We start from the raw sequence: 23,020 nt of genomic DNA on the forward strand, positions 1-23,020 counted from the left end.
CCGCGCGTCCGGGAGGGCTGTTGCGCGGCGGTAGCATGAGGTCACCGCCCGCACCACCGTCCGAGAGGGAACACGTGCCGACCCTGCCCGGTGACCTGACCGCCGCTGGAGTCCCCGAGCCGTTCGCGGCCCTGGGTCTGACCTTCGACGACGTCCTGCTCCAGCCCAACGAGACCGACGTCATCCCCAGCGAGGCCGACACCTCCTCCCAGCTGAGCCGGCGGATCCGCGTCGGCATCCCGCTGCTCAGCTCCGCGATGGACACCGTGACCGAGTCCCGGATGGCCGTGGCCATCGCCCGCGAGGGCGGGATGGGCATCCTGCACCGCAACCTCTCGATCGAGGACCAGGCCCACCAGGTCGACCTGGTCAAGCGGTCCGAGGCGGGCATGATCGACGAGCCGATCACCATCAGCCCCGAGGCGACCCTGGCCGAGGCCGACGAGCTCTGCGGTCAGTTCCGCATCTCCGGGGTCCCCGTGGTGGACGCCGGCCGGGTGCTGCTGGGCATCATCACCAACCGCGACATGCGCTTCGAGACCGACCCCACCCGCCAGGTCGGCGACGTGATGACCAAGATGCCGCTGGTCACCGGTCCGGCCGGGATCCACCCCGACGACGCGCTGGCGCTGCTGGCGGCCAACAAGATCGAGAAGCTGCCCCTGGTCGACCCCGAGGGTCGGCTGACCGGGTTGATCACCCTCAAGGACTACGTGAAGTCCGACCAGTTCCCGCACGCCAGCCGCGACGAGCAGGGACGTCTCCGCGTCGGTGCGGCGGTCGGCTTCTTCGGTGACGCCTGGGAGCGGGCGATGGCGCTGGTCGAGGAGGGGGTCGACGCCATCGTGGTGGACACCGCCAACGGCCACGCCCGCGGCGTGATCGAGCTGATCAAGCGGCTCAAGTCCGACCCGGCCGCCGCCGCGGTCGACGTGATCGGCGGCAACGTGGCCACCTACGCCGGGGCCCGGGCCCTGGTCGAGGCCGGCGCCGACGGCGTCAAGGTGGGGGTCGGGCCGGGCTCGATCTGCACCACCCGCGTGGTGGCCGGGGTCGGCGTCCCGCAGGTGACCGCGATCCACAACGCCGCCCGGGCCTGCCGCGAGGCGGGGGTGCCGGTGATCGGCGACGGCGGCCTGCAGTACTCCGGCGACATCGCCAAGGCCCTGGTGGCCGGCGCCGACACCGTGATGCTGGGCTCGCTGCTGGCCGGCTGCGACGAGAGCCCCGGTGACCTGGTGTTCATCAACGGCAAGCAGTTCAAGTCCTACCGCGGCATGGGTTCGCTGGGGGCGATGGCCTCCCGCGGGCGGAAGGCGTCCTACTCCAAGGACCGCTACTTCCAGAGCGACGTGGCCTCGGACGACAAGCTGGTGCCGGAGGGCATCGAGGGCCAGGTGCCCTACCGCGGCCCGCTCGGGGCGGTGGCCTACCAGCTGGTCGGCGGGCTCCGTCAGGCGATGTTCTACACCGGTGCCCGGACGGTCCCCGAGCTCAAGGAGCGTGGCAGCTTCGTCCGCATCACCTCCGCCGGTCTGCGAGAATCGCACCCGCACGACATCCAGATGACCGTCGAGGCCCCGAACTACTCGGGCTGAGACCGGTCGCAGCGGCCGGCTCGCGGCCGACCCACCGGGCCCGCCCGACGGACCCACGATCCGGGCGCGCGCCCGGGGGCGAGGAAGAGACATGTTGGAGATCGGCCGGAGCAAGCGCGCCGAGCGGGCCTACTCGCTCGACGACATCGCCATCGTCCCGTCGCGGCGGACCCGCGGCACCGACCAGGTGAACCTGGGCTGGCGGATCGACGCCCAGAGCTTCGAGTTCCCGATGGTCGCGGCGCCGATGGACTCGGTGATGTCGCCGGCCACCGCGATCACCATGGGTCGCCTCGGCGGCCTCGGGGTGCTCAACCTCGAGGGCCTGTGGACCCGCTACGAGGACCCGCAGCCGCTGCTGGACGAGCTGGCCGGGATCGCCGACGCCCAGCAGGCCACCCGCCGCATGCAGGAGGTCTACGCCGAGCCGATCAAGCCCGAGCTGATCGGGGCGCGGATGGCCGAGATCAGGGCGGCCGGCGTCCCGGTGGCGGGCTCCCTGTCCCCCCAGCACACCCAGGAGCACGCCAGCACGGTGGAGGCGGCCGGGGTCGACTTCTTCGTCATCCGCGGCACCACGGTCTCGGCCGAGCACGTCTCCGACGAGCAGGAGCCGCTCAACCTCAAGCAGTTCATCTACGACCTGGACGTGCCGGTGATCGTCGGCGGCGTGGCCACCTACCAGGCCGCGCTGCACCTGATGCGCACCGGTGCGGCGGGCGTGCTGGTCGGCTTCGGCGGTGGCGCCGCGCACACCACCCGCAAGGTGCTGGGCATCGCCGTCCCGATGGCCTCGGCCATCTCCGACGTGGCCGAGGCGCGTCGGGACTACCTCGACGAGTCCGGCGGCCGCTACGTGCACGTCATCGCCGACGGCTCGGTGGGCCACTCCGGCGACATCGCCAAGGCCATCGCCTGCGGCGCGGACGCGGTCATGATCGGTTCCCCGCTGGCCCGGGCCACCGATGCACCCGGCCAGGGCTACCACTGGGGCTCCGAGGCCTGGCACGGCACCCTGCCGCGCGGCGAGCGCGTCCAGTTCGAGCAGGTCGGGCCGCTGGAGGAGATCCTGCTCGGCCCCTCGCGCCGCCCGGACGGCTCGATGAACCTGGTCGGCGCGCTGCGCCGCTCGATGGCCACCACCGGCTACACCGAGGTCAAGGAGTTCCAGCGCGTCGAGGTGGTCATCTCGTGACGGCGGGGCCGGCCGACGCCGGGGCCCCTGGCGGGGACGAGGTGCGCACCGAGCTGCTGCGGCTGCGGGCGAGCATCGACAACATGGACGCCGCCCTGGTGCACCTGCTGGCCGAGCGGTTCAAGGTGACCCAGCGGGTCGGGGAGCTCAAGGCCAGCCACGGGCTGCCGCCGGCCGACCCCGAGCGGGAGGCCCGTCAGATCGCACGGCTGCGGGCGCTGGCCGAGGACGCCCGGCTGGACCCCGAGTTCGCCGAGAAGTTCCTGACCTTCGTGGTGGCCGAGGTGGTCCGCCACCACGAGGCCATCGCCTCCGGGCAGGGCGTCTCCGAGCAGGGCGCCTCCGAGCAGGGCGTCTCCGAGCAGGGCGCGTCCGAGCAGGGCGGCGGGGCCTGAGCCCTCACCCCTCGGCGCTGGCCCACACCACCCGGTTGTCGCGGTAGCCGCTGACGCGGTCGTAGGGCCCGGTGCAGGTGATCAGCCGGAGCTCGTCGTCCGGGGTCGCACCGAAGACCGCCTCGGTCGGGAACCGGTCCTGCGGGACGTCCTGCACGCGGTCCACGACGTAGCGGGTGCTGGCGCCGTCGTCGCTGCCCACGGTGACCACGTCGCCGGGGACGAGCTCGGTGAGCCGGGCGAAGACCGCCGGGCCGGTGGTGGAGTCCACGTGCCCGAGCACCACCGTCGGACCGGCACCTCCGGGCCGTCCGCCGCCGCTGAACCAGGCCACCTGGCCCGGGTCGGCAGGCACCTCCAGGGAGCCGTCGGCGGCCAGGCCCGTCGGTGCCAGCGCCTCCGAGAGCCCGATCGAGGCGATCTCCACCGAGCTCGGCGCCGACGGGGTGCCGGCTGGTCGTGAGGTCGTGCCGGTGGGACCCGGTGACCGGGGTGCGGTCACCGGCGGAGGGGTGCCGGGGGCTGGTGCGGCGCTGCCGGCGGTCGCGGCAGGAGGTGCGGGCGCGGTGCCCGCGGTGCCGCCCGCCCCACCCGACGGCACCGCGCAGGCGGCGAGCAGCAGCGCCAGCCCGGCGAGGGCCGCGACCGGGCCCGGGGAGGACGTGCGCCCTCCCCGGGCCCGGTCGGAGCGGGGCTCAGAGCGCCGCACGGGCCCGACGCCGGACCGCGACCGCGCCGGCACCGACCGCCAGCAGCAGACCGGCAGCCAGACCGGCCGCGGCCGGGGAGCTGTCGCCGGCCGCGCCACCGAGGCCGGTCTCGACCCCGCCGACCGGCATCTCGGTCAGCTGACCCCGGACCGCGCCGGGGACGTAGGCGGAGGTGTGGGTGTCGGCGGAGAAGCCGCTCGGGTCGGCCTCGATCGAGGCGAGCGAGAAGCCCTCGCCGGTGTCGTTGCCGTCCTCACCCTCCAGCCCGGTGGTGAAGGGGCCCTGCAGGCAGCCGCTGCTGGTGCGCTGCTCACCGTCGCCCTCGGGGTTGGGGAAGGAGATCCGGGGCGGACCGTTCTCCCCGGCCACGGCCTGGTGGACGTGGGTGGCCGTCTTGGCCTTGCTCTGGTACGGCGGGGTGACGCCGCGGGTGGTGATCTCGTAGCAGATGATCTCCTCGTCGGAGTTGATCATGAAGGTGAAGGTGCCGCTGGTGCCGGCCTCACCGGGGGCGCTCTCGCCGTCGGGGTTGATCACCGCGTCGGGGGTGGCGTTCACCGTGAACGCGCTGGTGAAGCGGTCGGGACGGTCGACCTCGGTCTCGGCGCTGGCCGGGAGGACGAGGACGGAGCCGGCGACCAGCGTCAGGCCGCCGGTCAGGGCCAGCCGGCCGAGGTGGGTGCGGAAGGTCATGGTGCTCCTCAGGGAGGTGGCACCGCCGTCGGTGCCGCGTGCTCAGGAGTACGCACCCCACGCATCCGGCGTTCACCGGTGGGGGAGAAGATGTCCGGGGCCGTCCCGGGTGAACGCCGGGGACGCGGCGTGCGTACCCACCTCCGGGAGCGCCGGGTTCCCACCACGAGCCGAGGAGCGGAATGGGCCTGTTCGCCGCACGCCGTCGCCCCGACCCGCTGGCGCTGGACCGCGACGAGGGGGTCCGCGCCGCCTACAACGCCCACGGCAGTGAGCTGTACCGCTTCGCGCTGCGCCAGCTCGGGGACGAGGGGGCCGCCCAGGACGCCGTCCAGGAGACCTTCCTGCGCGCCTGGCGCAAGGCCGACAGCTACGACCCGGAGGTGTCCGGGCTGCGGGGGTGGTTGTTCGCCATCCTGCGCAACGTGGTGATCGACGAGGGTCGCCGCTCCCGGGTGCGTCCCTGGCAGCGCGTGGTCGAGCTCGACGACCACCGCGACCCGGCCCTGGTGCCGCGACGGTCGGGCTTCGTCGACGACCTGATGGACGCCTGGACGGTGGAGGAGGCGCTGCGCCGGCTCAGCCCGGAGCACCGGGGTGCCATCGTGGAGGTGCACCTGCGCGGGCGCCCGCAGGACGAGGTCGCCGCCGAGCAGGGGATCCCGGTGGGTACCCTGCGCAGCCGGGTCTTCTACGGCCTCAAGGCGCTTCGTCTGGTCCTGGAGGAGATGGGGGTGGAACCGTGATCGGACCCGAGCACGCCGAGATCCGTCACGCGCTGGGCCTCTACGCCCTGGGCCGGTTGTCGGCCGAGGAGACCCAGACGGTGCGGGGGCACCTGGACGGCTGCCCCGCGTGCCGCGGGGAGCTGGCCGAGCTGGCCCCGACCGCGGAGCTGCTGGCCCGCGTCGACCTGCGGCATCTGGAGGACTCGCCGACGCCGCCGTCCGGCCTGGGGCGTGCGGTGCAGGAGCGGGTGGCCCGTGAGCGCCGCCGTCGCCGCACCGTCCCCGGACGCACGGTGGCCGCGGTCGCCGCCGCGGTGGCGCTGGTCGCCCTCGGTGGGGTCGGCGGCTGGTCGCTGCGCCCGGTGCCGCCGGTCCCGCCCACCACGCCGGCCCAGGTGGAGACCCGGCCGGGTACCCCGGTGGTGGCCAGCGCGGAGCTGATCGACCACACCTGGGGCCTGGAGGTGGTGCTGGACGCGCAGGGCTTCGACGAGGGCGAGCGCTACGAGGTGCTGGTGGTGGAGGACGACGGCGACGTGTCCACCGCCGGGGCCTTCGTGGGCACCGGGTCGCGGGAGATGCTCTGCCGGCTCAACTCCGGGGTGCTGCTCCGCGACGCCGTCGCCTTCGAGGTGCTCGACTCCGAGGACGTCCGGGTGGCGCGCGGCACCTGGGGCTGAACCGCTCCGGACACGGACGTGGCCCCCACCCGGTGCGGGTGGGGGCCACGTCGTCGTGCGGGGGTCAGATGTGCCACTCGGGCTCGCGGGCGGCCTCGGCGGGGGAGCGCTCGGCGGCCGGGACACCGACCACCGTCGCGCCGGGCCGGACGTCGCGGGTCACCACGGCGTTCGACCCCACCTTGGCGCGGGCGCCGACCACCACCGGGCCGAGGATCGAGGCGCCGGCGCCCACCACCACCCCGTCGTGCAGGGTCGGGTGCCGCTTCCCGCGGGCCATCGGGCTGCGCCCACCCAGGGTGACACCGTGGTACATCATCACGTCGTCGCCGATCTCGGCGGTCTCCCCGACCACCACGCCCATGCCGTGGTCGATGAAGAACCGCCGGCCGATCACGGCACCGGGGTGGATCTCCACCCCCGTCGCCGCCCGGGCCAGCTGCGACAGCAGCCGCGCGGTCAGCCTCATGCCCCGGAGCCACAGCCGGTGTGCCACCCGGTGGGACCAGACCGCGTGCATGGTCGAGTACGCGACCGTGATCTCGACCCGGCTGCGGGCGGCCGGGTCGTGACGCATCGCGTTCTCGGTGTCCTCACGCCACCGCTCCAGCGCCCGGAGCGGCCACGAGGCCGCCCGGGGACGCGGGACGTCCCCGCTGGTCCGGGCCAGCAGCGGGAGGCGGGCGAGGAGGGTGGAGAACATCAGCTCATCAGGTCGGCGTAGAGGATCGTCGAGAGGTAGCGCTCACCGTAGGAGGGGATGATCACGACGATCGTCTTGCCGGCGTTCTCGGGGCGCTGGGCCACCGTGACCGCCGAGGCCAGTGCGGCACCGGAGGAGATGCCGGCGAGGATGCCCTCCTCGGCGCCGGCGCGGCGGGCCCACTTGACGGCCGTCTCGGCGTTCTGCGGGATGACCTCGTCCAGGATCGAGCGGTCCAGGATCTCGGGTACGAAGTTGGCGCCGATGCCCTGGATCTTGTGGGGGCCGGGCTGGCCGCCGGACAGGATCGGGGACTCCTCGGGCTCCACGGCGACGATCTGCAGCCCGGGCTTGCGCTCCTTGAGCACCTGGCCGACGCCGGTGAGGGTGCCGCCGGTGCCGATGCCGCCGACGACGATGTCCACGGTGCCGTCGGTGTCGTTCCAGATCTCCTCGGCGGTGGTGCGTCGGTGCACCTCGACGTTGGCGGGGTTGGCGAACTGACGGGCCAGCACGGCGCCGCGCTCGGCCCCGATCTGCTCGGCGCGGGAGACCGCACCCTTCATGCCCTCGGAGCCGGGGGTCAGGACGAGCTCGGCACCGTAGGCGCGGAGCAGCGTCTTGCGCTCGGCCGACATGGTCTCGGGCATGCACAGCACGACCTTGTAACCCTTGGCGGCCCCCACCATGGCCAGCGCGATGCCGGTGTTGCCGGAGGTCCCCTCGACGATGGTGCCGCCGGGCTTCAGCTGACCGGACTTCTCGGCGGCCTCGATGATGGCCACGCCGATGCGGTCCTTCACGCTGTGCGCCGGGTTCACGAACTCGATCTTGGCCAGGACGGTGGCCTGGGCGCCGTCGGTGATCCGGTTGAGCCGCACGAGGGGGGTGCCCCCGACGATCTGGGTGACGTCGTCATAGATTCGCATGGGAGAAGAACACCGGACCCCGCTGGCCGGATTCCATCGTGCCCGTGATGTCTCACATCATGGACCAGTGTCCCGGGCGGTGAACTAGGGATTCGCCCGAGGATCGGCCGTCCGCGGGCCCTGCCCCCGCCGGGTGACGAGTGCCACGATGGGCGCGGGGACCAGCCTGAGGAGGACGTCGTGGCGCTTCGGTGGTACAGCGTGGTCGTGGACTGCCGGGACGTCGCCGCGCAGGCGGCGTGGTGGGCCCGGGCGCTCGGCTGGGCGCAGGTGGTCGACCTGCCCGAGGAGATGGTCCTGGTACCTCCGCACGCGCTGACCGACATGGACTCGATGCCGCGCGAGCACCGCGGTCCGGGTCTGGTCTTCGTGAGGGTGGCGGAGGGCAAGGAGGTCAAGAACCGGCTGCACCTCGACCTGGCGCCGTGGGGTGAGGACGACCACGAGGCGGAGGTGGCCCGGCTGCTGGACCTGGGGGCCCGGCGAGTGGAGGTGGGTCAGTCCGCGCTGGCGGAGACGGACCGTCCCGCCACCTGGACGGTGCTCGCCGACCCGGAGGGCAACGAGTTCTGCGTCCTCTCCTCCCGCGACGAGTGAGTGGGGACGTCCGACGACGCGCTCCGGACCGGGGCGGCGGCCCCCACGCCCTAGACTCATCGGCCATGAGCCCGCGTGAGCATGACTGCGTCCTCGTCGTCGACTACGGGGCCCAGTACGCCCAGCTGATCGCCCGCCGCGTCCGCGAGGCCCGGGTCTACTCCGAGGTCGTCCCGCACACCATCAGCACCGAGGAGCTGGCGGCCAGGAACCCGACGGCGATCATCCTCTCCGGCGGCCCCCAGTCGGTGTACGCCCCCGGCGCACCGCAGGTCGACGGCGGGTTGTTCGACCTCGGGGTGCCCACCTTCGGCATCTGCTACGGCTTCCAGGCGATGACCCAGGCGCTCGGCGGGGAGGTCGCCCGCACCGGTCGCAGCGAGTTCGGCCGCACCCCGGCCACCGTCGTCGAGCCCGGGGCCCTGCTGAGCGAGATCGACCCCACGCTGCGGGTCTGGATGAGCCACGGGGACTCCGTCACCCGCGCGCCGGCGGACTTCACCGTGCTGGCCACCTCACCCGGGGCCCCGGTGGCGGCGTTCGAGCACCGCGAGCGCGGGTTCGCCGGTGTCCAGTGGCACCCGGAGGTGCTGCACAGCGAGCACGGTCAGACCACGCTGGAGCACTTCCTCTTCGACATCGCGGGCTGCCGGCCCGACTGGACCGCGGCCAACATCGTCGAGGAGACCGTCGCGGCGATCCGCGAGCAGGTCGGGGACAAGCAGGTGCTGTGCGCGCTGTCGGGCGGGGTCGACTCCGCGGTGGCCGCGGCCCTGGTGCAGCGGGCCATCGGGGACCAGCTCACCTGCGTGTTCGTCGACCACGGCCTGCTCCGCGCGGGCGAGGCCGAGCAGGTGGAGGACGACTTCGTCGCCGCCACCGGGGTGGACCTGGTGGTCAAGGAGGTCGCCGACCAGTTCCTGGACGCGCTCGCCGGGGTCAGCGACCCCGAGCAGAAGCGCAAGATCATCGGCCGCGAGTTCATCCGCACCTTCGAGGCCGCCACCCGCCAGGTCGCGGCTGATCACGAGATCGAGTTCCTGGTGCAGGGCACCCTCTACCCCGACGTGGTCGAGTCCGGCGGCGGTGAGGGCGCGGCCAACATCAAGAGCCACCACAACGTCGGCGGGCTCCCCGACGACCTGCAGTTCACCCTGATCGAGCCGCTGCGCGCGCTGTTCAAGGACGAGGTCCGCGCGGTGGGGGCCGAGCTGGGGCTGCCCGAGGCGATGGTGTGGCGCCAGCCGTTCCCCGGTCCGGGGCTGGCCATCCGCATCGTCGGTGAGGTGACCCGGGAGCGGCTGGAGATCCTGCGCGCGGCGGACGCCATCGCCCGCGCCGAGGCCACCGCCGCCGGCCTGGACCGCGAGATCTGGCAGTTCCCGGTGGTGCTGCTGGCCGACGTCCGCTCGGTCGGCGTCCAGGGCGACGGCCGCACCTACGGCCACCCGGTGGTGCTCCGCCCGGTCAGCTCGGAGGACGCGATGACGGCGGACTGGTCGCGGCTGCCCTACGAGGTGCTGGAGACGATCAGCACCCGGATCACCAACGAGGTCCGCGAGATCAACCGCGTCACCCTGGACATCACCAGCAAGCCGCCGGGCACCATCGAGTGGGAGTGAGCGACCCCGTCGACGAGCGTCCGGTCGCGGTGGGGACGTTCGCCGGGTGACCGGTCCGGGCGGGCCGTGGATCTCCCGCCGTCAGGCGGGGACCAGGGCGGCACCGAGGTTGGCGACCGCGTGCACCAGGGTGCCGGGGACGACGCTCCCGGACCGGTGCCGGAGCCAGCCGAGCAGCAGCCCCGCCACGAGCTGCACCGGCAGGATCGGCCACAGCGCCGGGTCCACCAGCAGCAGGGGCAGGTGCGGGAGCAGGAACACGACCGCCTGCACGACGTTGCCGCGGGCGAGGCCGAGCCGGCGGAACAGCACCCCTGCGACCAGACCGCGGAACAGGATCTCCTCACCCAGGGCCCGTGCCAGCACCGTGACCCCGGCCCAGACCGAGGTGACGGCCGCGACCGTGGCCCCCGGGGTCCTCGTCGCGCTGTCGGGGATCAGCGCGACCACCCCGTAACCGAGGGCGGTCAGCGGGACCAGGAGCGCCAGCGCCCGGAGGTGGTCCCTGCCGGTGCCCGGGGTGAACCCGAGCCGCTCGGCCGCCCGGGCCCACCCGAGACGTCTCCGGCTGCCCTGCACCAGGAGGTAGATGACCGACGGGACGGAGCACAGCACCAGCTCGATCACGACGTCAGCCTAGGGCGGGAGCATCCTCCCTGTGGCCGCTGCGACCGCCGGGTCGGGGTCCGCCGGATCAGCGGAGGTCGCGCTCCTCCTCGGGGTAGCGCATCACCGGGGTCTCGGTGGTCGGCGCGTGCGGCGGGATCTGCCCGGTGTCGATCGTCTCCTCCGGGATCACCAGCACACCGACCAGGTAGGCCACCAGCCCGACGGTGCCGGCGGTCATCACGGTGAGCAGCACGAACAGCACGCGGACCAGGGTGGGGTCCATGTTGAGGTACTCCGCGACCCCGCCGAGGACGCCGGCGACGATGCGCTGGTCGCGGCTGCGGGTGAGCTTGCGGGGGGTGGTGGTGGGCATGGTGTGGCCTTCCGGTGGGTTGCGGGGGTCAGGAGGGGTGGCGGGAGAGGACGAGGCCCAGCACGCCGAGGGCGATCAGGGCGATCGGGGCGACCACCAGGACCGGCCCCCAGGACACGGTGAGCCCGAGGGACGTCCACACGGCCAGCACGGCCAGCGGCGCCAGCACCAGCCCGAGGATGAGCGGCGGGACGTCCACCCGGCGGCGGGCGTCGGGGCGGACCGGGTGCCGGCTCATCGGACGCTCTCCAGCTCGATCGAGCCGGCGTCGACGCGGGCGTCGATGACCAGACGCGGTCCGGTGGCGGGCCCGAAGACGTGGGTCTGGTCGATCTCGGTGCCCCCCTGCTGGGAGCCGTCGACCATCACGGTGCCGACGTCCAGCTGGGTGCGGACCTCCACCGCGGTGTCGGCCGGCAGCCGCAGGGAGATCTGGCCGGCGTCGGCGGAGACCCGGTAGGTGGTGTCGGTGGTGACGTCGAGCCGGCTCAGGTCGATGTCGAGGACCCCGACGTCGATGCTGCTGCTGGCCGGGAGCTCCTCCAGCGTCGTGTAGACCATCTGCGGCTGCTGCCAGTCGACCGAGCGGGCCACCGTCGCCGGGACCGCGGCGACCGCGGTGGCCAGCAGCAGCAGCCAGGCCAGCAGCACCTGCCCACGGAACCGGCCACGGAACGCCCCGGCGACCAGCGACAGCGCGGACACCATCAGGGCGGTGCCGAGGTAGGTGGTGAGGGAGACGGGGACGCCGGTGACCTGGTCGACCACGGCCACCCCGGTCAGGGCCAGGACCAGGGTCACCAGGAAACCGACCAGCACGGCGCGGCTGCGTCGGCGCGGGCTCACGAACGCCGCCGTGGCGGCCGGCTCGGGGACGTAGATCCCGGCCGGATCGGGCACGTTGAGGTAGGAGCGGACCGACGCGGTGTGGTCGCTCAGCGCCTCGGGTCGCGGAGGTGCGGCCGGGACGTCCGTGGCGGCCGGTGCCGACGGCGGCTCGGGCCAGCGCATCGACGCGCTGGCGGCCGGCCGGTCGTTCCAGGTCGGCCACGGGGAACCGGGACGGCGTGCCTCGGGCTCGGGGTCCCGGGGCTCCGGGGGCACGGGCCCGGTCGGTGCCGACGGGTACCTGCTCGTGCCGTCCACGACGGGCCGCGGGCGGACCGGTCCGGCGTCGGAGGAGCCGCGGGTCGTGGGTGCGGTGGCGCGGGGACCGTCGGGGCCGGGAGCACCGGTGGGCTGCTGGAGCTGCTGGTAGCGCAGCACCGTCTGCTGCCACTCGCGGGCCGCGGTGGTGAAGGGGGTCTCCGGGCCGGCGAACGGGTCGTGGTGGGTGGGGTTGCCGGTGGGGAGGGAGGCGGACTCCGTGCGGCGTGCCTGCTGCTGCGGTCGGCGGTGGCCGAAGTACCAGACGGCGAGGACCACGGCGGCGGGCGCCAGGCCCAGCGGGGCGAAGGAGCCGACGGTGACCGCGACCACGATGCAGCTGACCACCATGGTCACCACCCAGAACTCGCGGCTCTGCCGGGCCAGACCCGGCGCGTGGCGCTCGACCGGGGACTGCTCCTCGCGCTCGTCGCGCCACAGGGCCCAGGCGAAGACGTACAGGGCGACCCCGACGCCGGCGCTCAGCCCGAGCAGCACCGCGCCGATGCGCACCACCAGCGGGTCGACCTGCCACTTGGCGGCCAACGCACCGCAGACCCCGGCGATCTTGCGGTCGCCGGAGCGGCGCAGCGTCCAGAACTCGTCCATGGGTCCATCTTCGGTCGGCGGGGGACCCGGCACCATCGGGGGATGCACCCATATCTCGACGGTGCTGACCCTTGCTCCCCGTCGCCGGGGTCCCGCCTCGCTCGCGGTCCAGCGAGGCCGACCGGTTCCGGGCGCAGGCGACCGGGATCCGGAGACGGCGCTCGGGCCGGGTGTCGCCGCGGGAACCTGTCGCTGGTGACCAGACAGGCCGTATACAGCGCTGATGTGCGCCCAGGAGCAGCTTCTCGCGGGCATCGCGGGGCTTGCCGGCTGACCGCACGGGGGCGCGACGACGGAGTAGAAGGAGGACCGGCCCCTGGCTGGGTCCTCCCCTCACGACCAGCCCACGTCGCGGTAGAAGAGCCGGTTCGCAGCCGACCACGAGCGGTCGCGGCGGTCGCGAGGGCGGAGGGTGCTCTCGGGAGGGGTGTCTCGGGGTCCGTCCCGGGGGAACCCTCGTGGCCGGGAGGGCCCTGACGTGTGAGGCTGGGACCACCATGACCGACACGCCTGCCGCCCCGACGGGGGACGGCCCTGCCCAGCGGCACCCCGTGCTGCTCGAGGAGCCGCTGCCGGTGACCTCGCAGGCCCCTGCGGCGCCGGCCTGGTCCGTGGCCGACGAGCCCCCGACCGAGGAGCAGCCGCCACCCCGCCCGCGCGCCACCCGGGTCGAGGAGGGACGGGTCATCGGCGGCGTCTGCGCCGGTCTGGCCCAGCACCTCGGCTGGTCGGTCACCGTGCTGCGCGTCGGCTTCGTGGCCCTGGCCCTCGGCCAGTTCGTCGGGGTGGTGGTCTACGCGATCCTCTGGCTGGCCCTGCCCCGCGCGGAGACCGTCCGCTCACCGGGGCTGGAGGCCGCCACCCGGCAGGGCATGCGCAGCTCCGACACCCCGGCCCGCGGCCGCGACCGCGGCGTGCTGATCGCCCTGGTGGCCATCGGTGCCGGCCTGGTGTGGCTGTCCCAGGTCACCGGCTTCGGCTTCTCCAGCCAGGTCTTCTGGCCCCTCGCGGTGGCCTGCATCGGGCTGGCCCTGATCTGGCGCCAGGCCGATGCCGCCCCGGCCGAGGACGTGACCGGGGCCCGGGAGCGGGCGCACCCGCTGGTCGCCCCCTTCCTGGCCCGCAGCGGCTGGCTGGCCATCACCCGGCTGCTGGTCGGGCTCGCCCTGGTCGCGGTGGCCTTCGCGCTGGTCCTGGCCTCCCAGATCGGGGTCGGGCAGCTGCCCACGGTGCTGCTGATGGTGGTGCTGGCGGTCGCCGGTGTCGTGGTCGCCGCCGCCCCCTGGCTGTACCGCTCGCGCCGCGCGCTCTACGAGGCCCGCGAGCAGCGGGTCCGCGCCGACGCCCGCGCCGACATGGCCGCCCACCTGCACGACTCCGTGCTGCAGACCCTGGCCCTGATCCAGCGCCAGTCCGAGGACCCCCGCGCGGTGCAGACCCTGGCCCGGCGCCAGGAGCGCGAGCTGCGCAGCTGGCTCTACGGCGACCAGGCCGACGAGCCCACCCTCCGCGCCGCGCTGACCACCGCCGCCGCCGAGGTGGAGGACGAGCGCACGGTCCCCATCGAGGTCGTGATGGTGGGGGACTGCGAGATGGAGCCCGACCTCCGCGCCCTGGTGCAGGCGGCCCGCGAGGCCATGGTGAACGCCGCCAAGCACTCCGGCGCCGACCGGATCGACGTCTTCGCCGAGGCAGCCGAGGACCTGGTCGAGGTGTTCGTCCGCGACCGCGGCCGCGGTTTCGACCTGGACGAGGTCGCCGAGGACCGGATGGGCGTCCGCGGCAGCATCATCGACCGGATGCGGCGCCACGGCGGCACCGCGACCATCACCTCCGCCCCCGGCGGCGGTACCGAGGTACGACTGGAGAGACGACGATGACCGTTCCCGACCCCCGCACCCCCCAGGCCGCCCCTGCGTCGGCCCCGACCCCACCGCCGGCCCCCCGCCCCGGCCCGCTGCGGGTGGTGGTGGTCGACGACCACGCCATGTTCCGCACCGGGGTGAAGTCGGAGATCGGTCGCTCGGTGCAGGTGGTGGGGGAGGGTCAGGACGTCGCCACCGCCGTCCAGGCCATCACCGCCACCACCCCCGACGTGGTGCTGCTCGACGTCCACCTCCCGGGTGGGGGCGGCGTCGAGGTGCTCAAGCAGGTGCTGGCGGTCAACCCCGACCAGCGGTTCCTGGCGCTCTCGGTCTCCGACGCCGCCGAGGACGTCATCGGCGTGATCAGGGCCGGTGCCCGTGGCTACGTCACCAAGTCGATCAGCGGGGACGAGCTGATCGCGGCGATCCGGCGGGTGGCGGAGGGGGACGCGGTGTTCTCACCGCGGCTGGCCGGCTTCGTCCTGGACGCCTTCTCCGGGGCCATCGACATCGCCAGCGTGGACGAGGACCTGGATCGGCTCTCCGCCCGGGAGCGTGAGGTGCTCCGGCTGATCGCCCGTGGCTACGCCTACAAGGAGGTGGCCAAGGAGCTGTTCATCTCGATCAAGACCGTCGAGACCCACGTCAGCTCGGTGCTCCGCAAGCTGCAGCTCTCCAACCGTCACCAGCTGACCCGCTGGGCCACCGACCGCCGCCTGGTCTAGGCCCCGGCCGGCCCGCCCGGCCCCACGCCGGACACGCACGAACGGCCCCGCTCCTGGTCAGGAGCGGGGCCGTTCAGTGGTTCGTGAGGCTCAGGCGCGGGAGCGCTTGGTGACCGCACCGTAGATGAGGAGCACGATGATCGAACCGACCACAGCCAGGATCAGGCTGATGAACCAGTTGCCCTGGAGGCTGAAGTCCACACCGTTCCCGGCGAGGAGGTTGCCGATCAGACCACCCACGAGGGCGCCGATGACGCCGAGGATGATCGTGGCGATGATGCCCCCACCCTGCTTGCCGGGGAGGACCAACTTGGCGAGAGCGCCAGCGATGAGCCCGATGATCAGGTAAAAGAGAATCGTCATGCTCAGAACATAGCCATAGCGCGCGGGTCCAAACATGAAAGGTTGTACTTCCTTGTCGGCGTGTCGCCCGCCGTGCCGTCCCCTGCGCCCCGTGCTCCGTAGGATCCGCGGCATGGACGCGCTGACCTGGGCCAGGGACGTGGTGCTGCTGCTGCACCTCATCGGGTTCGCCGCCCTCCTCGGCGGCGCGATCGTGCAGCTGCGTGACCGCGAGCCCCTGGTGAACGCCGCGATGGTGCACGGCGCGCTCGTCCAGCTGGTCAGCGGAGTGGGCCTGGTGGTCCTGGACGAGGTGGACGACCAGGACTGGGACGCCCTCCAGGTCGGCACCAAGCTGGTGGTCACGCTGTTCGTGGCCCTGCTGGTGGTGGTCAACCGCCGGTACTCGTCCATCCCCCGGGGTCTGCTGGCCATGATCACGGTGCTCACCGTCGGGAACGCCGCGGTGGCCGTGCTCTGGTGAGCCACCGTGGGTTCCGGGCGGCACACCGCCCCACCGCCCCCGGGGTCACCGACCGGCAGCACGCCTCACGCGCCGCCACCCCGTACGGCCGCGTCCAGCGCCCGCGCCAGCTCGGCGGGGGCGCTGACCATCGGCCAGTGCCCGGTGTCGACGTCGAGGTAGTCCACCTGCGCGACCCGGGCCAGCTCCGGCAGGTCCCCCGCGGCCACCCAGGCCCGGGCCTCCTCGGGGGAGAACTCGGGGCAGACCATCGTCACGGGCACGCCGAAGCGGCACTCGTCGGTGAGCCGCACGGTGGCCTGGGAGACCGTCGCGGGCACCGGGACGGTCGCCGCGGCCAGCGCGGCGCGGGCACCCGCGTCGAGGTCGGCGGCATCGGGACCCTCGAAGGGCTCCCAGCCGGGGAAGGCCATCACGCCGTCCACCGGGGGGAAGAGGTCGGCGTAGGGCTCGCCGTCCGCACCCGGGAACCCGCCGACCAGCACCAGCCGGGCGACCCGCTCGGGGCGGCGGTCGGCGGCGAGCCAGGCCAGCGTGCAGGCGGCGGAGTGCCCGACCACCACGGGGTGCGGGGCGGCGTCGACGGCCGCCAGCACGGCGTCGAGCTGGTCCTCCAGGGTGGCGGTGGTCTGGCCGGGAGCCGTCCCGGGGAGCGCGAGGGGCTGGGGGCGGTGCCCGAGGTGGCGGAGCTCCTCGGCCACGGCGTCCCACACCGTGACCGGCAGCCAGAGGCCGGCGAGCAGGAGGACGTCGGATCCGTCGGTGGGAGGGTGCGTGGTGGTCATGGGACGACGGTAGGACCGTTCCCGGACGATCGGCGTCCTGGTTCACTGGTGAGGTGGAGGACACCGCTGCCCGTCCCGTCTCCCGGGCGCTGCACGTGCTCGCCCTGCTGCAGCGCCACCCCGGCATCACGGCCGCGCAGATCGCGGAGCGGCTGGGGGTCAGCGACCGCGCGGCACGCCGCTACGTGGCCGTCCTCCGGGAGGCCGACATCAGCGTGGAGTCGACCCCGGGCCGCTACGGCGGCTACCGGCTGGGGCCCGGCCTGCGGCTGCCCCCGCTGCTGTTCAGCAGCAGCGAGGCGCTCGGGCTGGTGATGGCCGTGCTCGACGGCCAGCACGCCGCCGCCGACCCCGAGGAACCGGTCGGCTCGGCGCTGGGGAAGCTGGTCCGGGCCCTGCCCGGTGAGGTCGGCCGGCAGGCGGCCGTGATGCGCGAGCACGCGCTGGCCGCGCCCGAGCGGGAGACGACCCGCCCTGACCCCGGCACCACGGCCGAGCTGGTGGACGCCGTCGCCGCCCGCCGCCGGGTCCGGCTCCGCTACCGCACCGCGGGGGGCCGGACCACCGAGACGGTGGCCGACCCGTGGGCCACCGTCGTGCGCCACCGGCACTGGTACCTGCTCTGCCACGCCCACGCACCCGACGCGGTGCGGGCCTACCGGGTGGACCGCATCGAGCGGCTGGAGGTGCTGGCCGAGCCCTTCGTGCCGCCCGCCGACCTCGACGCGGTCGCCGTGCTCGAGCAGCACCTGGGGGCCGGTCGGGAGCACCCGACGAGGGTGCGCTTCAGCGCCCCGCTGGCCGAGGTGGCCCCGCACGTCGGGGCGCCGATGGGACGGCTGGAGCCCGACGGGGAGTCCGCCTGCCTGCTCACCGGGACCACCAGCGACCCGCGGATGTACGCCGGGGAGTGGCTGGCCGCGATCCCGCACCCCTTCGTCGTCGAGGGAGGCACCGAGCTGGTGGCGGCGGTGGGGGCGCTGGCGGAGCGCCTCACGGCCGCGGTCGCGGGACACGTCCCGCCACGGTGAGCGGAGCGGGTCAGAGGAAGCGGCGGTAGGGACGGAGCACGGTCTCGGAGAACTTCACCATCATCGGGCGCCGCACCCACTCCTCCAGGGTGAGCTCCGCGCAGTTGGTGAGGTCCATCGCGAAGACCTCCTCCAGCTTGCGGGCCACGGCCGGCTCGGTCAGCTCGACGTTCAGCTCGTAGTTGCCGGCCAGGCTCAGCCGGTCCAGGTTCGCCGTCCCGATGGTGGACCAGGTGCCGTCGATGGTCGCGGTCTTCGCGTGCACCATGGCGCCCTGGTAGAGGAACAGCCGGACGCCGCCGGCCAGCAGCTGGGAGTAGAAGCCGCGGGAGAGCCAGTCGGCGGTGATGTGGTTGGACTGCCCGGGGACGATCAGCTTGACCTCCACCCCGCGCTGGGCCGCGGCGGTCAGCGCGCGGATCAGGTCGTCGTCGGGGATGAAGTAGGCGTGGGTCAGCAGGATGTGGTGGTAGGCCCGGTCGATCGCCTCCAGGTACATGCCCCGGATCGGGTACAGCGCCCGGCGGGGCAGGTTCCGCACCACCCGGACGGGGCTGTGCCAGCTGCGGGTGGACACGTCCGGCAGGGCCGGGTGGCGTCCCGGCAGCTCGTTCCAGTGGTCGATGAAGGCGTCCTCGAGGTCGGCCACCACGTGCCCGGTCAGCCGGACGTGGGTGTCGCGCCAGTCCGTCGCGTACAGCGAGCCGATGTTGTAGCCGCCGACCCAGGCCTGCTCGGAGTCGACCACCATCAGCTTGTTGTGGTTGCGGCCGAGGTTGCGGGGGTTGAGCATGCCCAGGCCGCCCCAGACCAGGGGGTGGCGGACGACGTTGACGTGCGGCGGGAAGTGGAAGAAGGGCCGCGGCACCACCAGGTTGGCGAACTCGTCGTAGACCAGGCAGACCTCGACGCCGCGGTCAGCGGCCTCGATCAGGGCCTTCTTGAACGCCCGGCCGGTGCGGTCGCCCTTCCAGATGAAGGTGACCAGCACGATCCGGCGCCGCGCCGCGCGGATCCCCTGCAGCATGTCGTCGTAGAGGTCCTGGCCGTAGGTGAAGACGGTCAGGTCGCCGTCCCCGACCGGGATGGTGGCGGGCTGGACCTTGGGGAAGCGGGCGGGGGCGCGGAGCCGCTTGCGACGCTGGTCGATCAGCAGCAGCGCGGCCAGCGTGAGGCCCTGGACGGCCAGCACGGCGGTGGTGACACGGGTCAGCAGCCGCCTGAGGGAGAACCGGGGCAGCCGCATGAGTCGATCCTAGCGAGGTCACCCGGTCAGGAGAGTCGCACGGAACCCGGTCCGGGGGTGCGCCGGGGGACGTCCGGGGGGGCTCGGGACGTCGGTGCCGACGACTACGCTGGTCGGGTCATGAGCCAGCCAGACCTCTTCGCCAGCCTCCCGCCATCGACCGACCGCGCCCCGGCCCCGGTGGCCGCCGTCGTCGAGGACGCCGGGGAGCGCGCCGCCCGCCGGCGCGCGCTCACCGAGCACGACCTGCTGGAGGGGCTGAACGGGCCGCAGCGCCAGGCGGTCACCCACGAGGGCGGCCCGGTGCTGGTGGTCGCCGGCGCCGGCTCGGGCAAGACCCGGGTGCTCACCCGGCGGATCGCCTGGCTGGTCAGCCAGCGCGGCATCCACCCGGGATCGGTGCTGGCCATCACCTTCACCAACAAGGCGGCCGCGGAGATGCGGCACCGGGTGGCCGACCTGGTCGGGAACCGCGCCCGGCTGATGTGGGTCTCCACCTTCCACTCCGCCTGCGTGCGGATCCTGCGCCAGGAGGTCGGCCGCTTCGGGTTCACCCGCACCTTCTCCATCTACGACGACACCGACGCCAAGCGGCTGATGACCCTGGTCTGCCGCGACCTCGACCTGGACCCGAAGCGCTACCCGGTGCGAGGGGTCATGAACTGGGTGTCGAACCTCAAGAACGAGCTGGTGGACCACGAGTCGGCCGGTTCCCACGTCGGCTCGGCGCAGGAGGAGCCCTACGTCGAGGCCTACCGGACCTACCAGCAGCGGCTCCGGGCCGCCAACGCGCTGGACTTCGACGACCTGATCATGACGACCGTCCACCTGCTGCAGGCCTTCCCCGACGTCCGCGAGCAGTACCGGCGCCGGTTCCGCCACGTCCTGGTCGACGAGTACCAGGACACCAACCACGCCCAGTACGCCCTGGTGCGCGAGCTGAGCGGTGTGGACGCCTCCGGCGACGCGAACGCGATCGAGGCGCCGGGGCTGATGGTGGTGGGGGACTCCGACCAGTCCATCTACGCCTTCCGCGGCGCCACCATCCGCAACATCCTGGACTTCTCCAGCGACTTCCCGGGGGCGGAGACGATCCTGCTGGAGCAGAACTACCGCTCGACCCAGACCATCCTGAGCGCGGCCAACGCGGTCATCGTCCGCAACGCCGACCGCCCCGAGAAGCGGCTGTGGTCCGACTCCGGGGACGGGGCGCTGATCACCGGCTACGTGGCCGACACCGAGCACGACGAGGCCCAGTTCGTGGCCGGGGAGATCGACCGGCTGACCGACGAGGGCACCACCAGGCCGGGGGACACGGCCGTCTTCTACCGCACCAACGCCCAGTCCCGGGCCTTCGAGGACGTCTTCATCCGGGTCGGGCTGCCCTACAAGGTGGTCGGCGGGGTCCGCTTCTACGAGCGCCGCGAGGTGCGTGACGCCATCTCCTACCTCCGCGCCATCGCCAACCGCGCCGACGACGTGTCGACGCGGCGGGTGCTCAACGTGCCGAAGCGGGGGATCGGCGACCGGGCCGAGGCGGCCATCGCCCAGCTCGCCGAGCGCGAGCAGGTCTCCTTCGGCGAGGCGCTGCGGCGCAGCGACCGGGCGCAGGGGCTGGCCACCCGCTCGCTGAAGCAGATCCAGGCCTTCACCGCGGTGCTGGACGCCCACGAGCAGATGGTCGCCGACGGCGTCCCCGCCGACCAGGTGCTCACCTCGATCCTGCAGGAGTCGGGCTACCTGGAGGAGCTGCAGAACAGCAAGGACCCGCAGGACGAGACCCGGCTGGAGAACCTGGTCGAGCTGGTCTCGGTGGCCGCGGAGTTCGTGGCCGGCGCGCACGCCCAGGACATCACCGCCGAGGTGCTGGCGGCCGAGGCCGTGGCCGACGGCGCCACCGACGCCGAGGCGGTGGAGCTGGGTGAGGCGCTGGCCGAGGCGGCACCGGAGCCGGACGACTCCCTGCCCGCCTTCCTGGAGCGGATCGCTCTCGTCGCGGACTCCGACCAGATCCCCGATGCCGCCGAGGACGGTGGCGTGGTCACCCTGATGACCCTGCACACCGCCAAGGGGCTGGAGTTCGACACCGTCTTCCTCACCGGCTGCGAGGACGGGGTGTTCCCGCACCAGCGCGCCCTGACCGACCGCTCGGAGCTGGAGGAGGAGCGCCGGCTGGCCTACGTGGGCATCACCCGCGCCCGCAAGCGGCTGCACATCTCCCGCGCCGTGGTCCGGACGGCCTGGGGTGCGCCCCAGTACAACCCGCCGAGCCGCTTCATCGAGGAGATCCCGTCCCACCTCTACGACTGGCGCCGCACCGGGGCGGCCGTGGCCAGCTGGGCGAGCACCTCGGCCACCCGCCGCAACGAGGCCGACAGCTCGCTCGGGAGCTGGCGCAGCACCGTGGGCTACGGGGCGCGTCCGACCGTGAAGACCGTGCCGTCGCTGGACGCCGGCGACCGGGTGCTCCACACCACCTTCGGGATGGGCACGGTGATCGCCACCTCCGGGGCCGGGGACGGGGCCAAGGCCGACGTCGACTTCGGGTCGGTCGGGGTCAAGCGGCTCTCGCTCAAGCACGCGCCGCTGGAGAAGCTGTAGCCCTGCCGTTGGTGCCCGGGACGGCCGTCGTCGCCGACCCGGGGGGCCGGACCGGTGACCGGGGTCCGGGTCAGGACTCCTGACCGAGGTAGGCGGTGACGGCGATCTCGATCCGCATCCCCGCCAGGCCGAACGCGGTCACGCCGACCTGGGTCCAGATGGGGGCGCGGTCACCCATCCGGGCCCGGAGCTGTTCCACCAGGACCCGGTTGTGGCTGTCACCGATCGCCTCGCCCTCGGCCAGGTGGTAGGTGGTCATCGACACCACGTCCGGCCAGCCGGCCCCGGCGGTAGCCAGCGTGCGCTCGACGTTGTCGAAGGCCTGCACGATCTCGTCCTCGAGGCGCTCGGGCAGCTGCGTCTGGTCGTCCCAGCCACCCTGGCCGGAGGTCTCGACGCGGTCGCCGATGCGGACGGCCTGGCTGTAGTGGAGCAGGTCCCGGTGGCGCTGCCCGTAACCGGGCGTGAGCAGGAATTGGGGCTGGGGCATGGCGGGGTGTCCTTCGTGATGTGACTTCAAGGATGAACTGGAACCGAGACTACGTGCTTCATCCTTGAAGTCAAGGCCGGGTGCGGCCTAGGGTGGCGCCCGTGGACGACGACCAGGGGCCCGACGCCGGCGGTCGCGAGCCGGTGCGGTGGCTCGACGCGGGGGAGAAGGAGGCCTGGAGCGGGCTGGCCTCCCTCATGCTGCTGCTGCCCGGACGTCTGGAGGCGCCGCTCCGTGCGGCCAGCGGCATGACGCTGTTCGAGTACCTGGCGCTCAGCCACGTCTCGGAGGCCCCCGGGCGCCGGCTGCGGATGGGTGAGCTGGCCTTCCTGGCCAACGGGTCGCTCTCGCGGCTGTCGAACGTGGTGAAGCGGCTGGAGCAGCGGGGTTGGCTGGAGCGCTCGCCCGACCCCGACGACGGCCGCTACACCCTCGCTGCCCTCACCGAAGCCGGGTACGAGGCGGTGGTCCAGGCCGCCCCCGTGCACCTGCGGGCGGTGCGCCTGCTGGTGCTGGACCACCTGTCGGTCACGGAGCAGCGGGCCCTGGCCCGCATCGCGGGCAAGCTCCGTGACTCCGCCTGGCCCACCTGACCCTGCCGCCCGGTTGCGGGGCGACTCGCCGCTCGTGGTCGTCAGGACGCCATGGGTCACGACCACTCGCGGCCACTCGCCCCAGGTTCAGGACGGAGTCCCTGAGCTGGACCGGTCGCGCAGGAACGTGCGGACGTCCTCGGTCAGCAGGGGGGCTCCTCGAGGGCGGCGACGTGCGGTGTCCCCGGGGTGCGCCACCGGAGAAGGGGCCGCCGGGGTCGGTCCGTCCCCGACGGCACCCGGCCGGCGCAGGCCACCAGGACGAGGACCG

Annotated in this window: 25 protein-coding genes; 13 read left to right on the forward strand and 12 right to left on the reverse strand. The window is 73.5% G+C overall.

Translation table 11 applies throughout. The annotated features are described in order from the left end of the window. Window positions 1-35 precede the first annotated feature (35 nt). The 3 genes from guaB to BLT52_RS08595 all read left to right on the forward strand — a co-directional run bounded on the left by guaB (window position 36) and on the right by BLT52_RS08595 (window position 3,188). Window positions 36-1,598, forward strand: coding sequence for an IMP dehydrogenase (gene guaB, locus BLT52_RS08585; RefSeq protein ID WP_090592408.1), 1,563 nt, complete (start codon window positions 36-38; stop codon window positions 1,596-1,598). Window positions 1,599-1,689: 91 nt separating this feature from the next. After that, window positions 1,690-2,793 carry a GuaB3 family IMP dehydrogenase-related protein gene (locus tag BLT52_RS08590; RefSeq protein ID WP_090592410.1) on the forward strand — a complete coding sequence of 368 codons (1,104 nt, stop codon included), beginning with the start codon at window positions 1,690-1,692 and terminating at the stop codon, window positions 2,791-2,793. A gap of 83 nt (window positions 2,794-2,876) precedes the next feature. Continuing rightward, window positions 2,877-3,188: a chorismate mutase gene (locus tag BLT52_RS08595; protein WP_090596501.1), complete on the forward strand. Its 312-nt coding sequence runs from the start codon at window positions 2,877-2,879 to the stop codon at window positions 3,186-3,188. Between the two features lie 4 nt (window positions 3,189-3,192). Here the strand turns inward: BLT52_RS08595 and BLT52_RS08600 are convergent, their stop codons facing one another. Together BLT52_RS08600 and BLT52_RS08605 are read right to left on the reverse strand one after the other, a co-directional pair. Beyond that, entirely contained in the window at window positions 3,193-3,897 is a 705-nt protein-coding gene (locus BLT52_RS08600; RefSeq protein WP_197679257.1) for a class F sortase, read from the reverse strand. Continuing rightward, complete coding sequence (locus tag BLT52_RS08605) at window positions 3,884-4,591, reverse strand: CHRD domain-containing protein (RefSeq protein WP_090592411.1); 708 nt, start codon at window positions 4,589-4,591, stop codon at window positions 3,884-3,886. The genes BLT52_RS08600 and BLT52_RS08605 overlap by 14 nt, the downstream gene beginning before the upstream one ends. Before the next feature lie 182 nt (window positions 4,592-4,773). Here BLT52_RS08605 and BLT52_RS08610 point away from each other — a divergent pair, with 182 nt between their 5' ends. Further along, entirely contained in the window at window positions 4,774-5,337 is a 564-nt protein-coding gene (locus tag BLT52_RS08610) for a sigma-70 family RNA polymerase sigma factor (protein ID WP_090592414.1), read from the forward strand. Beyond that, a complete protein-coding gene (locus BLT52_RS08615) occupies window positions 5,334-5,999 on the forward strand; it encodes an anti-sigma factor family protein (RefSeq protein ID WP_090592416.1) in 666 nt (221 codons plus the stop codon). Before BLT52_RS08610 ends, BLT52_RS08615 begins: the two co-directional genes overlap by 4 nt. A gap of 64 nt (window positions 6,000-6,063) precedes the next feature. Here the strand turns inward: BLT52_RS08615 and epsC are convergent, their stop codons facing one another. Both epsC and cysK read right to left on the reverse strand, forming a co-directional pair. Beyond that, complete coding sequence (gene epsC, locus BLT52_RS08620; RefSeq protein ID WP_090592418.1) at window positions 6,064-6,702, reverse strand: serine O-acetyltransferase EpsC; 639 nt, start codon at window positions 6,700-6,702, stop codon at window positions 6,064-6,066. After that, window positions 6,702-7,631, reverse strand: coding sequence for a cysteine synthase A (cysK, locus tag BLT52_RS08625; RefSeq protein WP_090592420.1), 930 nt, complete (start codon window positions 7,629-7,631; stop codon window positions 6,702-6,704). Before cysK ends, epsC begins: the two co-directional genes overlap by 1 nt. Before the next feature lie 180 nt (window positions 7,632-7,811). Here cysK and BLT52_RS08630 point away from each other — a divergent pair, with 180 nt between their 5' ends. Then, complete coding sequence (locus BLT52_RS08630; protein WP_090592422.1) at window positions 7,812-8,228, forward strand: VOC family protein; 417 nt, start codon at window positions 7,812-7,814, stop codon at window positions 8,226-8,228. 65 nt (window positions 8,229-8,293) lie between these two features. Continuing rightward, window positions 8,294-9,850: a glutamine-hydrolyzing GMP synthase gene (gene guaA, locus BLT52_RS08635; protein WP_090592424.1), complete on the forward strand. Its 1,557-nt coding sequence runs from the start codon at window positions 8,294-8,296 to the stop codon at window positions 9,848-9,850. An 81-nt stretch (window positions 9,851-9,931) separates the two neighbouring features. Here the strand turns inward: guaA and BLT52_RS08640 are convergent, their stop codons facing one another. From BLT52_RS08640 to BLT52_RS08655, 4 genes are all read right to left on the reverse strand, one after another. Continuing rightward, a complete protein-coding gene (locus BLT52_RS08640; protein WP_090592426.1) occupies window positions 9,932-10,477 on the reverse strand; it encodes a CPBP family intramembrane glutamic endopeptidase in 546 nt (181 codons plus the stop codon). A gap of 67 nt (window positions 10,478-10,544) precedes the next feature. After that, window positions 10,545-10,832 carry a PspC domain-containing protein gene (locus BLT52_RS08645; protein ID WP_090592427.1) on the reverse strand — a complete coding sequence of 96 codons (288 nt, stop codon included), beginning with the start codon at window positions 10,830-10,832 and terminating at the stop codon, window positions 10,545-10,547. A 28-nt stretch (window positions 10,833-10,860) separates the two neighbouring features. Next, window positions 10,861-11,070: a hypothetical protein gene (locus BLT52_RS08650; protein ID WP_090592430.1), complete on the reverse strand. Its 210-nt coding sequence runs from the start codon at window positions 11,068-11,070 to the stop codon at window positions 10,861-10,863. After that, window positions 11,067-12,587 (reverse strand): PspC domain-containing protein, encoded by a 1,521-nt coding sequence (locus BLT52_RS08655; RefSeq protein ID WP_172804015.1) that lies wholly within the window; start codon window positions 12,585-12,587, stop codon window positions 11,067-11,069. Before BLT52_RS08655 ends, BLT52_RS08650 begins: the two co-directional genes overlap by 4 nt. A gap of 497 nt (window positions 12,588-13,084) precedes the next feature. Between BLT52_RS08655 and BLT52_RS08660 the strand changes: the two genes are divergently transcribed. Beyond that, the gene (locus tag BLT52_RS08660) at window positions 13,085-14,467 is read left to right on the forward strand and encodes an ATP-binding protein (protein WP_090592434.1); all 1,383 of its coding nucleotides are present in this window, start codon (window positions 13,085-13,087) and stop codon (window positions 14,465-14,467) included. Continuing rightward, entirely contained in the window at window positions 14,464-15,177 is a 714-nt protein-coding gene (locus BLT52_RS08665; protein WP_090592435.1) for a response regulator, read from the forward strand. The genes BLT52_RS08660 and BLT52_RS08665 overlap by 4 nt, the downstream gene beginning before the upstream one ends. Window positions 15,178-15,267: 90 nt before the next feature. Here BLT52_RS08665 and BLT52_RS08670 read toward each other — a convergent pair whose 3' ends face one another. Next, complete coding sequence (locus BLT52_RS08670) at window positions 15,268-15,540, reverse strand: GlsB/YeaQ/YmgE family stress response membrane protein (protein ID WP_090596505.1); 273 nt, start codon at window positions 15,538-15,540, stop codon at window positions 15,268-15,270. Between the two features lie 112 nt (window positions 15,541-15,652). Between BLT52_RS08670 and BLT52_RS08675 the strand changes: the two genes are divergently transcribed. Next, entirely contained in the window at window positions 15,653-16,003 is a 351-nt protein-coding gene (locus BLT52_RS08675) for a hypothetical protein (RefSeq protein WP_231946564.1), read from the forward strand. Window positions 16,004-16,068: 65 nt separating this feature from the next. On the opposite strand, the gene BLT52_RS08680 is transcribed toward BLT52_RS08675, so the two are convergent. Next, window positions 16,069-16,788, reverse strand: coding sequence for an alpha/beta fold hydrolase (locus BLT52_RS08680; RefSeq protein WP_090592438.1), 720 nt, complete (start codon window positions 16,786-16,788; stop codon window positions 16,069-16,071). A 53-nt stretch (window positions 16,789-16,841) separates the two neighbouring features. Between BLT52_RS08680 and BLT52_RS08685 the strand changes: the two genes are divergently transcribed. Beyond that, window positions 16,842-17,819 carry a helix-turn-helix transcriptional regulator gene (locus BLT52_RS08685; protein WP_090592439.1) on the forward strand — a complete coding sequence of 326 codons (978 nt, stop codon included), beginning with the start codon at window positions 16,842-16,844 and terminating at the stop codon, window positions 17,817-17,819. A gap of 10 nt (window positions 17,820-17,829) precedes the next feature. Here the strand turns inward: BLT52_RS08685 and BLT52_RS08690 are convergent, their stop codons facing one another. Further along, on the reverse strand, window positions 17,830-19,065 hold the full coding sequence (locus BLT52_RS08690) for a phospholipase D-like domain-containing protein (RefSeq protein ID WP_090592442.1): 1,236 nt from the start codon (window positions 19,063-19,065) through the stop codon (window positions 17,830-17,832). 120 nt (window positions 19,066-19,185) lie between these two features. Here BLT52_RS08690 and BLT52_RS08695 point away from each other — a divergent pair, with 120 nt between their 5' ends. Then, entirely contained in the window at window positions 19,186-21,666 is a 2,481-nt protein-coding gene (locus BLT52_RS08695; protein WP_090592443.1) for a UvrD-helicase domain-containing protein, read from the forward strand. A 70-nt stretch (window positions 21,667-21,736) separates the two neighbouring features. On the opposite strand, the gene BLT52_RS08700 is transcribed toward BLT52_RS08695, so the two are convergent. Continuing rightward, window positions 21,737-22,156, reverse strand: coding sequence for a Rid family hydrolase (locus BLT52_RS08700; RefSeq protein ID WP_090592446.1), 420 nt, complete (start codon window positions 22,154-22,156; stop codon window positions 21,737-21,739). A 101-nt stretch (window positions 22,157-22,257) separates the two neighbouring features. Between BLT52_RS08700 and BLT52_RS08705 the strand changes: the two genes are divergently transcribed. After that, window positions 22,258-22,749: a MarR family winged helix-turn-helix transcriptional regulator gene (locus BLT52_RS08705; protein ID WP_231946565.1), complete on the forward strand. Its 492-nt coding sequence runs from the start codon at window positions 22,258-22,260 to the stop codon at window positions 22,747-22,749. Window positions 22,750-23,020: the final 271 nt, after the last annotated feature.

The sequence above is a fragment of the Auraticoccus monumenti genome (assembly GCF_900101785.1).
Lineage (GTDB): Bacteria > Actinomycetota > Actinomycetes > Propionibacteriales > Propionibacteriaceae > Auraticoccus > Auraticoccus monumenti.

Excerpts from the sequence above, each read along its gene's own strand:
- BLT52_RS08675 (WP_231946564.1), top strand. The coding sequence starts at position 15,653 with ATGGACGCGCTGACCTGGGCCAGGGACGTGGTGCTGCTGCTGCACCTC.
- BLT52_RS08650 (WP_090592430.1), bottom strand. The coding sequence starts at position 11,070 with ATGAGCCGGCACCCGGTCCGCCCCGACGCCCGCCGCCGGGTGGACGTC.
- BLT52_RS08670 (WP_090596505.1), bottom strand. The coding sequence starts at position 15,540 with ATGACGATTCTCTTTTACCTGATCATCGGGCTCATCGCTGGCGCTCTC.
- guaB (WP_090592408.1), top strand. The coding sequence starts at position 36 with ATGAGGTCACCGCCCGCACCACCGTCCGAGAGGGAACACGTGCCGACC.
- BLT52_RS08595 (WP_090596501.1), top strand. The coding sequence starts at position 2,877 with ATGGACGCCGCCCTGGTGCACCTGCTGGCCGAGCGGTTCAAGGTGACC.
- BLT52_RS08645 (WP_090592427.1), bottom strand. The coding sequence starts at position 10,832 with ATGCCCACCACCACCCCCCGCAAGCTCACCCGCAGCCGCGACCAGCGC.
- guaA (WP_090592424.1), top strand. The coding sequence starts at position 8,294 with ATGAGCCCGCGTGAGCATGACTGCGTCCTCGTCGTCGACTACGGGGCC.
- BLT52_RS08660 (WP_090592434.1), top strand. The coding sequence starts at position 13,085 with ATGACCGACACGCCTGCCGCCCCGACGGGGGACGGCCCTGCCCAGCGG.
- BLT52_RS08680 (WP_090592438.1), bottom strand. The coding sequence starts at position 16,788 with ATGACCACCACGCACCCTCCCACCGACGGATCCGACGTCCTCCTGCTC.
- BLT52_RS08695 (WP_090592443.1), top strand. The coding sequence starts at position 19,186 with ATGAGCCAGCCAGACCTCTTCGCCAGCCTCCCGCCATCGACCGACCGC.
- epsC (WP_090592418.1), bottom strand. The coding sequence starts at position 6,702 with ATGTTCTCCACCCTCCTCGCCCGCCTCCCGCTGCTGGCCCGGACCAGC.
- BLT52_RS08590 (WP_090592410.1), top strand. The coding sequence starts at position 1,690 with ATGTTGGAGATCGGCCGGAGCAAGCGCGCCGAGCGGGCCTACTCGCTC.
- BLT52_RS08655 (WP_172804015.1), bottom strand. The coding sequence starts at position 12,587 with ATGGACGAGTTCTGGACGCTGCGCCGCTCCGGCGACCGCAAGATCGCC.
- BLT52_RS08605 (WP_090592411.1), bottom strand. The coding sequence starts at position 4,591 with ATGACCTTCCGCACCCACCTCGGCCGGCTGGCCCTGACCGGCGGCCTG.
- BLT52_RS08700 (WP_090592446.1), bottom strand. The coding sequence starts at position 22,156 with ATGCCCCAGCCCCAATTCCTGCTCACGCCCGGTTACGGGCAGCGCCAC.
- cysK (WP_090592420.1), bottom strand. The coding sequence starts at position 7,631 with ATGCGAATCTATGACGACGTCACCCAGATCGTCGGGGGCACCCCCCTC.
- BLT52_RS08690 (WP_090592442.1), bottom strand. The coding sequence starts at position 19,065 with ATGCGGCTGCCCCGGTTCTCCCTCAGGCGGCTGCTGACCCGTGTCACC.
- BLT52_RS08665 (WP_090592435.1), top strand. The coding sequence starts at position 14,464 with ATGACCGTTCCCGACCCCCGCACCCCCCAGGCCGCCCCTGCGTCGGCC.
- BLT52_RS08610 (WP_090592414.1), top strand. The coding sequence starts at position 4,774 with ATGGGCCTGTTCGCCGCACGCCGTCGCCCCGACCCGCTGGCGCTGGAC.